Below are 14,508 nucleotides of genomic sequence, written 5' to 3'. Positions count from 1 at the left end.
GCAGTTTAGCGCGAGTCGGGGCTGATTTCCTCTAATCAGAGGATTTAACGCCAATAGAGTTCACGGCTGGCCCTGCGGTTTGCGCAACAGGCTGTAGGCCATCGCCCCGAGAGCAGCCACACCGAGCAGCAACACCGCCCACAGACCGAGCTTTTTCCAGTCGGTGCCCACCGGCGGCGATACGGCAACGGCAGCGGGTTTGAGCACGACCTCCCCCGCCAGCCTGGCCTGCCCCAGTGCGCTGAAACGCTCAGCGTTGTAGTCGGGAATCAAGGTAGACAGCGGCAGGTTGGCCGCCTTGACCGAGCCGTTCCCCAGTGCCAGCGTGAACGGTGGCTCGCCCCGCGCCAGGAACACAAGCTGTGTGGCGCTTACCGCAAAGCGCAACGCCGGGGCTTCGCTGCCCAAGCCACCGCCGCGCTCATCCACTTGCAGTTTCAGCTCAGCGACCGTCTGACCCGGCAACTGCAATTGATCCTGCATCACGTCCTTGCCGTTCTGGGTCAGGCGATACAACAACCCTTTGCTCAACGGCTGCCACGTCTGTCTGGCATCACTTCGCCCCAGCAGCGTCACAGGTGCCAAGGTGTTGGGCTGCTTGAGCTCGATACGCAGGCGCTCGACATTCAGGCCCGTCGGCAACTGCCAGCTATATTCACCGGCCGTGAGCCGCACGCCCGCCAGCGGTTGCGACCACACCAGCGGCAGCGGCAGGCTGCTGCGGGTCGCACTCGCCAGCGTGGCAGACGTCAGCAGCGGCGCCGCCTGCCCCTGCCACACCAGGCGCAGGTAACGCGCTGATTGGCCCGGCAAGCTGACGTCATGCTGTTCGACCCGCTCATCGGCAAACGACAGGCGCGCCACTTGCCCGTCACCCCAGGCTTCCCAGTGCTGCAAGTCGTTGCTGGCTTCGATGCTGAAACGCTGGAAACCGTCTTGTTCGCGGCTCCAGTCGAGGCTCAGTTGCTGCAACGGTGCCTTGATCGCGCTGGCGTCCAACACCCAGCCACGCAGCACCTGCTTGCCGGGTTTCGCAGCAGTGGCCGGTTTGATTTCAACCAGCGTGCCTTCGGCGGTGGTTTTCATTACCACACCGGGCAGGTTTTCCTGGGTGTCGGCGGCGTACAGCGGGAACCACTTCACCGGCGTCACATCGCGGCTTTCAGTGTGCGAGGGTGATTGACGCGACAGCGCATAAGCCTGCGCTTCGCCGGCGGCGTTAAATACCCGCACATCGCTGAGGTCGGCCTGACGGGCGCTCAATTGCACGGCCAAGGGCAATTCAAGGCGATACCAAGGGCCGTCGCCGCTGACACTCAGCGCCACCTGGGTACTGAAGTCGGCGGGTGTTTCCTGAGCCCACGCGGACAACGTCACACACATGCCCACCACCACTACGCTCAACTTACCTATCAAGAGGCTGCTCCTTCAGTTTCCAGTACAGGCTCGGCGCGCTTGGGCGGCAGCGGCGCGAAGTAGCCCACCACCAGTAACAATGCGCCAACGCCGATGAACGACACGATCCGCGCCAGGCCGCCACGGTTGCTCAGTTCGACAAAAAACAGCTTGGCCACCACCACGGCAATCAATACCGCGCCGATCAGCCACACCTCGCGACGATGACGCAGGTGGCCGCCGATCATCAGGCCCAGAGCGATCAGGGTCCAGACGATCGACAGGCCGGCTTGCACCAGCATTGATTCGAGCAACGCATCCAGATGGAACGGCACGCCGCCCCAATGGTGAGCGGTGCGCATCACCAATGCGGTGAAGAACGCAAACAGTGAAAGCCCCGCGATGCCTTGGGCGAGCCGCTCGGCATGTGGCCCGCGTTGCGGTACCACGCTTCGTGTCCACACATACACACCCAGCAATGCGAACAGCAGGCCCAGGTCCAGCGGGTTCAGCAAGGGCACATAGGGCAACGGATTGGCCGTACCGTCGCTGAACATATTCGCCAGCCAGAACCAGCCGAGCATCAGCACCGCCAGGGGCAGCGCTGCGAATACGCGGTATTCCCTGGCATACGCCGACACCGGCCACGCAAACCTGCGCGGCGCGGCGGCCAGCACCAGGTAGAGGCTTGGCAGGATCGCCCAACCCAGCCAGCGCCAGGCATTGTATTCGGCCGTAAAGCGCAGCAACCCGTAGCGCAGCTCCAGCGCCAGCAGGCCAAGCAACATCCAGCAGCCCAACACATGAGCGATGCCCAGCGCTCTGCGCGGAGCCACCACCGCCAAGCGGCGCAATGAAAGAAAATGCACCGCGAACAGCGCCGGCCACGCCAGCCAGCCATAATGCGCCGCCGGGTGATAATAGGTATGGGCGCTCAGCAGCAAAACCACACTCGCCGCCGGCATCAGCAAGGTGCACAACAGGCCCAGTGACGACCACTTCAGCCGCCAGGCCAGCAGCGTCCAGATCGCCACGCTGATCGCCGCGCCGCCCAGCAGGAAAGCGCCGCGCAGCTCGACGGGCACAAACCTCAACACTTCGCCCGTCACCGCCAGCGTCCACCAGGCAGCGCCCCACACCAATAACAGGTCGGACACGCGTTGCAGTTTCAGCGACGCAAACAGCGGCGCATGGGGTTCACGCTGCAAACGCCAGGCGCCCACCAAGGCCGCCAGCCCCAGCACCATCGGCGTCCAGAAACCGCTGTGCGCCAAGGGGCTCAAGCCCTCGCCCGTCAACGGCCCGACCCACTGCGGCACGGCGAGCAGGAACGACCCGCCGCCAACCAGTTGCAGCAGCAGACCAAACACAAAACTGACGCGCTGTTGCAGGTACAGGCTCAGCCAGATGATCAACAAACCACTGGCCGCCCATACGCCGCTGGCGCTTTCCCACGGCAGTACGAACAGTACGGCCAGGTTGATCAACACCAGACCGGCCAGCAACACCACCGACAACCCGCGCAGCAGCCGCCCATCACTGCGCACCTTTTCGTCACGCACCGCCAGCAGCATGCCTGCGATCAAGGCCAAGCCGATCAACGAGGCGGTGATTAAACCGCCCCAGCCCGCACTGAACACCGCCGCGCCATCACCGCCTTGCAAGCGCAGCAGAAACAACGCGCCGCCCAGCAACTGCACGGCGAAGGCGGTGAAGAGGAAGGTGCGTGAGCCGATGCGCAGGCCAACAAACAACGTCACCAGACCAGCGATTGCCCAACTGATGGCGGTGCCTTGGGTCAGCAACAGCAGCGGCGCGAGCAGGTATAGAAAGCCCAGGCCCAGGCTCGCCAGCACCGGCAACCCGTTGCGCTCCCACTCCCTCGCCTGTTCGGTCGGCGCCTTGCGCAAATGGTGGAAGCTGAACAGCAGCGCTGCGCCCAGCAGCAGCGCACCCAATGGCGCGCCGTCGAGCAAGGTCCGCTCGCCGGGGTGCAGCTCGCTGAGAAACGCCAGCGCCGAACCCAACTGCAGCAGCAAGCCAAACACCCGCGCCAATGGCCTCTGCTGACGCAAGCCCAGCCAGAAGATCCCCGCCCCTTCCACCGCCCAGGCCACAGCGGTCCAGCGCGCATCCAGCCCGAGGGGAATCGCCAGGCTGGAGAAGATCACGCCCAGCGCCAGGCAGGTTTGCGCCAGCAGCAAGGCGCGACCGCCGCTCAATAGCCGCGCCAGCCCCATGTAGATAATGCCCAGGCCCAACGCGCTGAAGGCGGCGGCAAATTCCAGGTGCTGGACCAGCGCGAACTGCAAGCCGAACCCCACCAGCGGCGGGCCGAACAGCAGACTCCCGTCGACATAATCGCCCTTGGCCGCCGACCAGCGCAGCAACCCATCACGGTCCTCGGGCGCATTTCCCGCCTCCAGCAATTTGCGCCGGGCAAACAGTAGACCGATGGCCAGGTACATCAGGAAAAACACAATCAGGAACGGCTCGGTGCTCCACAGCAGTTCGGGGGTGTAGGAGCGCATGCCCCAGGCAAAGCCGATGCCGAAAGTACCGACAAAACCGATCAGATTAAGCAGACGCCAGGCCTTGAACCAGGCGATGGCGAGGATGCCGGCGTTGAGCAATGCGAAATAACTGAACAACGCGACATGGTTACCGGCGCCGGTCGACGTGAGGATCGGCGCCGCAAAACCACCGAGCGCCGCGGCGCAGGCCAGACCCAGCGCATCCTGAGTAACGGCCAGGATCGCCGAGAACACGGTGACCGCCACCAACAGGCCCAACGCCGCGCCTGGGTCGATCAGCGGGTGCAGGCGCATCGCCGCAAACACCGTGAGGTACAGCACCGCGATGCCGGTGCCTTGCAGCATCAGCCCGTATTGGCGGTTGCGCAGCCGCAGCCACCAGCCCAGGCCCAGCAGGCCGACGGCAGCTGCCCCAACCCCGGCGTAGCGCAGCTCGACCGGCACCACCATGCCTTCGGTGGCGTAACGCAGCAGAAACGCCAGGCCAAGAAACAACAGCACCACGCCGACGCGCAGCACAGTGTTGCCGCCGAACAACCAATTGCGCGCAGCGCTGATGCCGCGCTCGATCAGGTTGGGCTCGCGGGGGGTGGCAGGCGCTTGAGGACGCGCCGAAGCAACCCGAACGGTATCCGGCAGCGGCTGGCTCGGTTCGGCCACCATGGCGACGGGCGTCAATTCAGCCGGCAGCTCCCAGACAAGCTCGGGGGCCTTGGCGACAGGTTGAGGTTGAGGTTCAGGAATAGGCGCTTCAACCACGACGCTATGGGTCGGCAGCGGTACTTCCAATTGCCGCAGGCGTTCGCCCAGGGCTATCAGGGCTTTCTGCGTGGTTTCCAGCTGTTGCGCCTGCTGGTCCGCCTGGGTCGCCAGTTTCGACAGGCGAATCGCCTGGCCGATGCCCAACCCCAATAACGCACCAATGCCCGCATCGCTGAACGACTCATCGAGCGTCCAGCCGAGCACCAGGCCAATCAGCATGAAAATCCATTGCATGGTCGATATTCCCTAAGCAGCCCGAGGCGGGCAAACCGGGGGCCAGTATATCGACGCGCAACCAATGTGGGAGGGGGCTTGCTCCCGATAGCGGTGTTCCAGTCGACATATCTGTTAACTGGTAGACCGTTATCGGGGGCAAGCCCCCTCCCACATTTGTACTGCGGTGTTTAATCGAGCGCTTTCCAGATCTCGGTGGCGTACTCGCGGATCGTCCTGTCCGAGGAGAACCAACCCATGCGCGCCGTATTCAGCACCGCCGAGCGCCACCACGCCTTGGAATCATGCCAATGCGCCTCGACCCGCGCCTGGGCGTCCCAGTAGGCGTCGAAGTCGGCACACACCAGGAAGCGGTCGTAATCGATCAGCCCATCGATCAAGCCCACATAGCGGCCCGGATCATCTGGCGAGAACACCCCGCCACGGATCGCTTGCAACACATCGTTCAAGCGATGGGATGCGGCGATATCCGGCCCGGCATTGAACTCGCCGGCATGCTTGCGGGCTTCTACCTGCTGGGCGCTGAGGCCAAAGATGAACATGTGCTCGGCACCCACGCGCTCGTGCATCTCCACGTTGGCGCCGTCCATGGTACCGATGGTCAGCGCGCCGTTGAGGCCGAACTTCATGTTACTGGTGCCCGACGCCTCGAAACCGGCGGTAGAGATTTGCTCCGACAAGTCCGCCGCCGGAATGATGCTTTCCGCCAGGCTGACGTTGTAGTTGGGCAGGAACACCACCTTGAGCAAGCCGCGCACGGTCGGGTCGTTGTTGACGGTGCGGGCGATGTCGTTGGTCAGTTTGATGATGAGCTTGGCCTGGTGATAACTCGCCGCGGCCTTGCCGGCGAAGATTTTCACCCGCGGCACCCAATCGACCTCCGGCTCGGCCCGGATCGCCTGATACAGCGCCACGGTGTGCAGCAGGTTGAGCAACTGGCGCTTGTACTCGTGGATACGCTTGACCTGCACGTCGAACATCGCCGCCGGGTTCACCGAAATGCCCAGGCGCTCATGGATGATCTCGGCCAACGCACGCTTGCTGTGCAGGCGTTGGTCAGCGAAGGCTTTGCGGAAGGTCTGTTTCTCGGCGAAGGTTTCCAGTTCGCCCAGGCGGGTTTCCATGGTGTCGAGAATGTCCGGCCCCAGCGCTTCCACCAGCATATCGGTGAGCTTGGGGTTGGCCTGGTACAGCCAGCGGCGGAAGGTGATGCCGTTGGTTTTGTTGTTGATGCGCTCCGGGTAGAGCTTATGCAGTTCGGAAAACACCGTGCTGCGCATCAGTTGGGTGTGCAGGCCGGACACGCCGTTGACGCTGTGGGAGCCGAGGAATGCCAGGTTGCCCATGCGCACACGCCGGCCGTTGTCTTCTTCAATCAATGACACCGCACGCAGCACGTCGAAGTCATGAATGCCTTTGGCCCGCAGCGAGTCGATGTGCTGGGCGTTGATCAGGTAGATGATCTGCATGTGCCGGGGCAGCATGCGTTCCATCAAGCCCACAGGCCAGGTTTCCAACGCCTCGGGCAGCAAGGTGTGGTTGGTGTAGGAAAGCGTTTCGACGGTAACGTCCCAAGCGGCTTCCCACGGGATGTCGTGCAGGTCGACCAGTTGGCGCATCAACTCGGCCACGGCGATGGACGGGTGGGTATCGTTGAGCTGGATAGCCGCGTGTTCGCCCAGGCTGAGCACTGAGCCGTGCATGTTCTTGTGGCGGCGCAGCAAGTCTTGCAACGAGGCCGAAACGAAGAAGTATTCCTGGCGCAGGCGCAGTTCCTGCCCGGCTTCGGTGCTGTCGGCCGGGTAGAGTACGCGGGAAATGCTTTCAGCGCGGGCCACCTCGGCTACCGCGCCCAAGTGGTCACCGGCGTTGAAGCGCTCCAGATGCAGGTCCTCCACCGCCCGGGCACGCCACAGGCGCAGGGTGTTGACGCTGGCGCCGCGCCAGCCGACTACCGGGGTGTCGTAGGCCACCGCACGTACGGTTTCGCTGGGCGACCACACCTGGATCATCTTGCCGGACGCATCCGCCAGGGTTTCCACGCTGCCGCCAAAGCCGATCGGGTAAATCACCTCGGCGCGCTCGAACTCCCACGGGTTGCCGAAATCCAGCCAGCGTTCGGTTTGCTCCTGTTGCCAGCCATCGACAATCGCCTGGCGGAACAGGCCGTGCTCGTAACGGATGCCATAACCGTGACCGGCGATGCCCAGGGTCGACATGCTTTCCATGAAGCACGCGGCCAGGCGTCCCAGGCCACCGTTGCCCAGCGCAGCGTCGGGCTCCAGCAGGCGGATGCGCTCAAGGTCGACACCCAGTTCGGACAAGGCATCGCGAGCGATCTCCAGCACGCCGAGGTTACTCAGGCTGTCGTAGAGCAAGCGGCCGATAAGAAATTCCAGCGAGAGGTAATAGACCCGCTTCTGGCCTTTGCGGTAGATCCGCCGCGTATGGTCCATCCAGTGGTCGACCATCTGGTCGCGGGCGGCCAGGGCAATGGCTTCGAACCAGTCGTGGTCGAAGGCGTGATCCGGGTCCTTGCCCACCGCGTAGGTGAGCTTGGTCAAGACGGCATCGCGAAATGCGGCTACCTCTGCTTCTCGTGCAAGTGGTTCCTGAGACATCAATTGCGACCTCGGGCGAGATAGAAGGAGTTGCTAGAGCCTAGACGGTCTGACAGACGGCGACCTCTCTGGTTCGGCAGTTTTTTAACGCATTTACCTTTATCGGGGTTTAATGCATTGGCCGTGCCTGTTTTGAACTCAACTGCTCAACGGCAAGCACCTTCTGACCGAAACTCAGAAAATATTGTTCAAAAAAACACCAATCCCGGTATGATCGCGCGCCCGGACACAGCCCCACCTTTTGGAACCCCGATGAAGCCTCAACTGATCGCCGCCGCGGAACTCGACCGTCTCGAGACCTGGCAGAAATATTCTGCCCATATGTGCGGTGGCTGCGTGTCCAGCTGCTGCACGCTGCCGGTCGAAGTGAAGATCAAGGACCTGATCCGCATCGGCATCGTCGACGAGTTCGAGCGCGGCGACCCGCCGAAGAACATCGCCAAGCGCTTGCAGAAGGAAGGCATCGTCGAGCGCTTCAATTCCAAATCCGAGATTTTTACCCTGCAGCGCATGAGCAACAACGACTGCCTGTACCTGGATCGTAAGACGCGCTTTTGCACTATTTATGACAAGCGTCCGGACACCTGCCGCAACCACCCGAAGATCGGGCCGCGGCCGGGGTATTGCGCGTACAAGCCCAAGGAAGTGGTGCGCGAGACTAACTTCAAGACCCTCGACAAGTTCTGATCCGGATTTTGTGGGGCTCTCTCGGGCCTCATCGGGGGCAAGCCCCCTCCCACATTTTGAATGTATTCACAGGTCAAGGTGGGAGGGGGCTTGCCCCCGATAGGGCCGGCACAGTCACTACTAAATCTGCAGACATAAAAAAACGCCCCCGGCCTTTCGACCGGGGGCGTTTTTCATTCAGCCTGAGTTAACTCAGTTCTTGGCTTTCTTGGCAGCGCGGGTACGCTCGCCTTCGTCCAGGATCTTCTTACGCAGGCGGATCGACTTAGGCGTGACTTCGCACAGCTCGTCGTCCTGGATGAATTCCAGGGCCTGTTCCAGGGTGAAGCGAACAGGTGGAACCAGAGCGATGGTTTCGTCTTTGCCCGAAGCACGCATGTTATCGAGCTTCTTGCCTTTGGTTGGGTTGACGCCCATGTCGTTGTCACGGCTGTTCAGACCAACGATCTGACCGTTGTAGATCTCTTGACCGTGTTCAACGAACAGCTTGCCACGCGCCTGGAGAGTTTCCAGGGAGTAGGTCAGCGCCTTGCCGGTTTCTACCGATACCAGAACACCGTTCTGACGGCCGGACATGTCGCCGGACTTCATGGTGTCGTAGCGATCGAAGATCGAGGTCAGGATGCCAGCACCGTTGGTCAGGGTCAGGAACTGGTTACGGAAACCGATCAGACCACGAGCAGGGATGTTGTATTCCAGACGTACACGGCCTTTGCCATCCGGCACCATGTTGGTCAGGTCGCCCTTACGCAGGCCCATCTCTTCCATGACCTTGCCCTGGGATTCTTCAGGGGTGTCGATGGTGACGTTTTCGAACGGTTCCTGCTTCACGCCGTCAACCTGACGGATGATCACTTCCGGACGACCAACACCCATTTCGAAGCCTTCGCGACGCATGGTTTCGATCAGTACCGAGAGGTGCAGCTCACCACGGCCGGAGACCTTGAACTTGTCAGCCGAGTCGCCTTCTTCAACGCGCAGTGCAACGTTGTACAGCAGCTCTTTGTCCAGACGCTCCTTGATGTTACGGGAGGTCACGAACTTGCCTTCTTTACCGCAGAATGGCGAGTCGTTTACCTGGAAGGTCATGGAAACGGTTGGCTCGTCAACGGTCAGAGGCTTCATCGCCTCGACGTTGTCCGGCTGGCACAGGGTGTCGGAGATGAACAGCGAGTCCATGCCGCTGACGCACACGATGTCGCCGGCGAAGGCTTCTTCGACGTCGATACGGTGCAGGCCGTGGTGGCCCATCAGCTTCAGGATACGGCCGTTACGCTTCTTGCCGTCGGCGCCGATGGCGACAACCGGGGTGTTCGGCTTGACGCTACCACGAGCGATACGGCCAACACCGATAACACCCAGGAAGCTGTTGTAGTCCAGTGCCGAGATTTGCATCTGGAACGGACCGTCACGGTCAACTTTAGGCGCCGGTACGTTGTCGACGATCGACTGGTACAGCGGGGTCATGTCTTCAGCCATGTCGGTGTGTTCCAGACCGGCAATGCCGTTCAGGGCCGAGGCGTAGACGACTTTGAAGTCCAGCTGTTCTTCGGTGGCACCGAGGTTGTCGAACAGGTCGAAGATCTGGTCCAGAACCCAGTCCGGACGCGCGCCTGGACGGTCAACCTTGTTGATGCACACGATCGGACGCAGGCCGGCTTCGAAAGCCTTCTTGGTCACGAAGCGGGTTTGCGGCATAGGGCCGTCTTGAGCGTCAACCAGCAGCAGAACGGAGTCAACCATCGACATTACGCGTTCTACTTCGCCGCCGAAGTCGGCGTGGCCCGGGGTATCCACGATGTTGATGTGGTAGCCGTTCCAGTTGATAGCGGTGTTTTTTGCCAGGATGGTAATACCGCGCTCTTTTTCCTGGTCGTTGGAGTCCATCACGCGCTCGTCGTTGAGCTCGTTGCGCTCCAGGGTGCCGGATTGACGCAGGAGTTTGTCTACCAGGGTGGTTTTACCATGGTCAACGTGAGCAATGATGGCGATGTTACGTAGATTTTCGATCACTTGTGTATCTCGATCAGAGGATTCGGTGTGCTGACAGGTCGTGGCAGCGATTTACAGTAGAGTCAGGCCTTGCCGTTACAGCTTGACGGCAGAGTCGGGGGGCCGGTGACGCAGGCCACAGGCAAACAGCCCCGGGCTCTTAGCTCGGTCGATAAACGCGCACATTGGCATGCCCCTCACTGAGCAAATGGTGGGCATGCAGGCGACTCATCACGCCTTTGTCGCAATACAACAGGTACTGACGGCTGTTATCCAGTTCCTTGAAACGCGCGTTCAATGCATAGAACGGCAGCGTTTGTACGTCGATGCCGGCGATTTCCAGCGGCTCATCCTCAGCGGCATCCGGGTGACGGATGTCGATGACGATCTGGCCGGCCAGGGCTTCGTCGACTTCTTCGATTTGCACATCCTGGCCCAATTCGTCGATCACTCGATCGATCGGGACCATTTTGGCGTTCTCGAGCGCACGCTCCAGAATCGCCATGTCGAACTGTTGTTCTTCATACTCCACACGGTTGCGCTTGGCGTGGGTCTTGGGGTTCACCGAGATGACCCCGCAATATTCAGGCATGTGCTTGGCGAAATCCGCCGTGCCGATTTCTTCGGCCAGGTCGATGATGTCCTGCTTGTGACTGGCGATCAGCGGGCGCAACACCAGCTTTTCGGTCACGCAGTCGATCAGCGACAGGTTCGGCAGCGTCTGGCTGGACACCTGGGAGATCGCCTCGCCGGTCACCAGCGCGTCGATCTGCAACTGATCGGCAATCCGCGACGCCGCGCGCAACATCATACGCTTCAATACGACGCCCATATGACCGTTATCGACTTTGCCGAGAATTTCGCCCAGCACTTCCTCGAAGGGTACGCTCACAAATAGCACGCGCTGGGAGCTGCCGTACTTCTTCCAGATAAAGTGCGCGACTTCCATGACGCCCAATTCGTGTGCACGCCCGCCCAGATTAAAGAAGCAGAAGTGGCTCATCAGGCCGCGACGCATGATCTGGTAAGCCGCCACGGTCGAATCGAAACCGCCGGACATCAGCACCAGAGTCTGTTCCAAGGCGCCCAGCGGGTAACCGCCGATGCTGTTGTGCTGGCTGTGGATCACGAACAACCGTTGGTCGCGAATTTCCATGCGCACTTCAATTTCGGGTGCTTTCAGGGAAATTCCGGCGGCGCCGCACTCGCGACGCAGCTTGCTGCCGACGTATTTTTCCACATCCATGGAGCTGAACGGGTGCTTGCCGGCACGCTTGCAGCGCACCGAAAAAATCTTGCCGGCCAGCGCGTCACCGAAGTGCTGCCTGCACTTGTCGGTGATGTCGTCGAAGTCGCCCAGCGGGTATTCGTCCACCTGCAGGAAATGCGCGATGCCCGGCATGCAGCTCAGGCGCTCGGTCATGTCCTTCAAGGCTTTGGCGTCGGTCAGGCGGGTTTCCAGCTCGAGGTTGTCCCACACGCCATTCACCACCACAGCCGGGTCCAGGTCACGGAGCACGGCACGGATGTTCTTGGCCAACTGACGGATGAAACGCGTCCGTACCGGTCGGCTTTTGATGGTGATCTCGGGGAAGACTTTAACGATTAATTTCATGGAAACAGCGCGCGCCGGGCCTGCTGAAAAAGGGGGGCGCGGATTATAGCGGAAATCGCTCAAGGTTTAACCAGTTAATATGCACCACATGTTCGGCGCACCAAAACGGGTCATTTTCGCCGAATGACGCTACATTGCAGTGCGCTATTTATCGCGCTTTGGCCGTTTGCACCGTTATAGGGGCCATTTTGAGGCAAAAAGACCATGTTGGCGCACTGGCATGCAATTTGCTCTCTTGTGAGGCAGGTTGCCTTGGCGGAGTATCCGCGCCGGCATCACCCAAATTCTAAGGGCTAACTCCACTACCCTAGCCCGAAGCCACCCGGAGGACACCATGTCGAAGTCGGTTCAACTCATCAAAGATCATGACGTTAAATGGATTGATCTGCGCTTCACGGACACCAAAGGTACTCAGCACCACGTGACCATGCCGGCTCGCGACGCGCTGGATGATGCTTTCTTCGAAGAAGGCAAGATGTTCGACGGTTCCTCCATCGCTGGCTGGAAAGGCATCGAAGCCTCCGACATGATCCTGATGCCGGACGACAGCACTGCCGTCCTCGACCCGTTCACCGAAGACCCAACCCTGATCATCGTCTGCGACGTGATCGAGCCTTCGACCATGCAAGGCTACGACCGCGACCCACGTGCGATCGCCAAGCGTGCCGAGGAATACCTGAAGTCGACCGGTATCGGCGACACCGTATTCGTAGGTCCAGAGCCAGAATTCTTCATCTTCGATTCGGTCAAGTTCAAGTCCGACATCTCCGGGTCCATGTTCAAGATTTTCTCCGAACAAGGTTCGTGGATGTCCGACCAGGACGTGGAAGGCGGCAACAAGGGCCACCGTCCAGGTATCAAAGGTGGCTACTTCCCAGTTCCGCCGTTCGACCATGACCACGAAATCCGTACCTCCATGTGCAACGCCATGGAAGAAATGGGTCTGGTTATCGAAGTTCACCACCACGAAGTGGCCACTGCCGGCCAGAACGAAATCGGTGTGAAGTTCAACACCCTAGTGGCCAAGGCTGACGAAGTACAGACCCTGAAGTACTGCGTACACAACGTAGCTGATGCCTACGGCCGTACCGCTACCTTCATGCCTAAGCCGCTGTACGGCGATAACGGTTCGGGTATGCACGTTCACCTGTCCATCGCCAAAGAAGGCAAGAACACCTTCGCTGGCGAAGGTTATGCCGGCCTGTCCGACACTGCCCTTTACTTCATCGGCGGTATCATCAAGCACGGTAAGGCCCTGAACGGCTTCACCAACCCGTCGACCAACTCCTACAAGCGTCTGGTCCCAGGTTTCGAAGCGCCGGTCATGCTGGCCTACTCGGCCCGTAACCGTTCGGCCTCGATCCGTATTCCATACGTGTCCAGCCCACGCGCCCGTCGTATCGAAGCGCGCTTCCCGGACCCGGCAGCCAACCCATACCTGGCTTTCGCAGCCCTGGTCATGGCTGGCCTGGACGGTATCCAGAACAAGATCCACCCGGGCGACGCCGCCGACAAGAACTTGTACGACCTGCCGCCTGAAGAGGCCAAAGAGATCCCACAAGTGTGCGGCAGCCTGAAAGAAGCCCTGGAAGAGCTGGACAAGGGCCGTGCGTTCCTGACCAAAGGCGGCGTGTTCAGCGACGACTTCATCGATGCCTACATCGAGCTCAAAAGCGAAGAAGAAATCAAGGTTCGCACCTTCGTACACCCACTGGAATACGAGCTGTACTACAGCTGCTGATCCGGTAGCGCTGCTTGACGTAGCGTGACGAAAAAGGCCTCCTTCGGGAGGCCTTTTTTTGTGGGATTACGCCGCTTTACCGCCTGCAAATTCGATAAAAAATGTGGGAGGGGGCTCGCTCCCGATGGCAGAGTGTCAGGCAGCATAGGTATTACTGACACACCGCCATCGGGAGCAAGCCCCCTCCCACAGGAGATCTGCATTGAAACATAGACTCGTGTTCGCCCTGCTGTTCGTCAGTGCCAGCGCCTGCGCCGCACCGCCCACCCTCGAGCCGCTGCTCAACAGCATCGCCGAGCGCCTGGAGATCGCCGATCAGGTGGCCTTGAGCAAATGGGACAGCCACAAGCCCGTAGAAGACAAGAAGCGCGAGCAGGAGGTGATCGCCAGCGTCACCGCCCAGGCACCCGGCTACAAGCTGGACCCCGCCGCCGCCGAGCAGTTTTTCTCGGCGCAGATCGAAGCCAACAAACTGGTGCAGTACACCCACCTGTCCGACTGGCAATTCCAGGGCAAGGCGCCCGATGACCCGCGCCCGGACCTGGTCAAGCAGATCCGCCCGCAACTGGACGAGCTGCAAAAACGCCTGCTGCAGCAGTTGGCCGACTTCACCCCGCAACGCACCGACCCCAAGTGCCCCCAATGGCTCGCCGAGGCGGTGCATGAGCCATTGAATGACCCGCTGCGCCAATTGGCAATGATCCGCGCCACCGCCGAGCTGTGCGTCTACAAAGGCTAACGCCTGCAGACCCAATCAAAACTGTGGGAGGGGGCTTGCCCCCGATAGCAGGGTGTCAGTCAGCATATTTGCCAGCTGATACACCGCTATCGGGAGCAAGCCCCCTCCCACATTGAATTTGCGCGCATTCAACTTCCTGAACAGATTTTCTGAAACCGCACTATATTGGTGCGAGAGACTGCACCCTC

At 60.8% G+C, this 14,508-nt stretch carries 8 protein-coding genes; 3 read left to right on the top strand and 5 right to left on the bottom strand.

The window, feature by feature from the left end; all coding sequences use genetic code 11:
* Window positions 1-60: 60 nt before the first annotated feature.
* The 3 genes from QF045_RS04750 to QF045_RS04740 form a co-directional block, all read right to left on the bottom strand.
* Entirely contained in the window at window positions 61-1,413 is a 1,353-nt protein-coding gene (locus tag QF045_RS04750; RefSeq protein ID WP_306494855.1) for a DUF3999 domain-containing protein, read from the bottom strand.
* Window positions 1,413-4,925, bottom strand: a complete 3,513-nt coding sequence (locus QF045_RS04745) for a DUF2339 domain-containing protein (protein ID WP_306491251.1) — start codon at window positions 4,923-4,925, stop codon at window positions 1,413-1,415. The genes QF045_RS04750 and QF045_RS04745 overlap by 1 nt, the downstream gene beginning before the upstream one ends.
* A gap of 170 nt (window positions 4,926-5,095) precedes the next feature.
* Complete coding sequence (locus tag QF045_RS04740) at window positions 5,096-7,546, bottom strand: glycogen/starch/alpha-glucan phosphorylase (RefSeq protein WP_306491250.1); 2,451 nt, start codon at window positions 7,544-7,546, stop codon at window positions 5,096-5,098.
* Between the two features lie 252 nt (window positions 7,547-7,798).
* Between QF045_RS04740 and QF045_RS04735 the strand changes: the two genes are divergently transcribed.
* The gene (locus QF045_RS04735; RefSeq protein ID WP_003237464.1) at window positions 7,799-8,233 is read left to right on the top strand and encodes a YkgJ family cysteine cluster protein; all 435 of its coding nucleotides are present in this window, start codon (window positions 7,799-7,801) and stop codon (window positions 8,231-8,233) included.
* Window positions 8,234-8,425: 192 nt separating this feature from the next.
* Here QF045_RS04735 and typA read toward each other — a convergent pair whose 3' ends face one another.
* A complete protein-coding gene (gene typA / locus QF045_RS04730; protein ID WP_032890153.1) occupies window positions 8,426-10,246 on the bottom strand; it encodes a translational GTPase TypA in 1,821 nt (606 codons plus the stop codon).
* 139 nt (window positions 10,247-10,385) lie between these two features.
* Window positions 10,386-11,840 carry a tRNA uracil 4-sulfurtransferase ThiI gene (gene thiI, locus QF045_RS04725; protein ID WP_306491249.1) on the bottom strand — a complete coding sequence of 485 codons (1,455 nt, stop codon included), beginning with the start codon at window positions 11,838-11,840 and terminating at the stop codon, window positions 10,386-10,388.
* A gap of 334 nt (window positions 11,841-12,174) precedes the next feature.
* Between thiI and glnA the strand changes: the two genes are divergently transcribed.
* On the top strand, window positions 12,175-13,581 hold the full coding sequence (gene glnA / locus QF045_RS04720; RefSeq protein WP_024072899.1) for a glutamate--ammonia ligase: 1,407 nt from the start codon (window positions 12,175-12,177) through the stop codon (window positions 13,579-13,581).
* Between the two features lie 154 nt (window positions 13,582-13,735).
* A complete protein-coding gene (locus tag QF045_RS04715) occupies window positions 13,736-14,320 on the top strand; it encodes a chorismate mutase (RefSeq protein ID WP_306494854.1) in 585 nt (194 codons plus the stop codon).
* The last annotated feature ends 188 nt before the right edge of the window (window positions 14,321-14,508 follow it).

The sequence above is a fragment of the Pseudomonas sp. W4I3 genome, from assembly GCF_030816195.1.
Lineage (GTDB): Bacteria > Pseudomonadota > Gammaproteobacteria > Pseudomonadales > Pseudomonadaceae > Aquipseudomonas.
Note: the sequence above shows the minus strand (reverse complement) of the source record. Positions and strands in the feature narration are given on the sequence as shown.

What these genes read in the sequence shown, in the direction of transcription:
- QF045_RS04740 (WP_306491250.1), bottom strand. Translation starts at nt 7,546, where the DNA reads ATGTCTCAGGAACCACTTGCACGAGAAGCAGAGGTAGCCGCATTTCGC.
- QF045_RS04735 (WP_003237464.1), top strand. Translation starts at nt 7,799, where the DNA reads ATGAAGCCTCAACTGATCGCCGCCGCGGAACTCGACCGTCTCGAGACC.
- glnA (WP_024072899.1), top strand. Translation starts at nt 12,175, where the DNA reads ATGTCGAAGTCGGTTCAACTCATCAAAGATCATGACGTTAAATGGATT.
- thiI (WP_306491249.1), bottom strand. Translation starts at nt 11,840, where the DNA reads ATGAAATTAATCGTTAAAGTCTTCCCCGAGATCACCATCAAAAGCCGA.
- QF045_RS04745 (WP_306491251.1), bottom strand. Translation starts at nt 4,925, where the DNA reads ATGCAATGGATTTTCATGCTGATTGGCCTGGTGCTCGGCTGGACGCTC.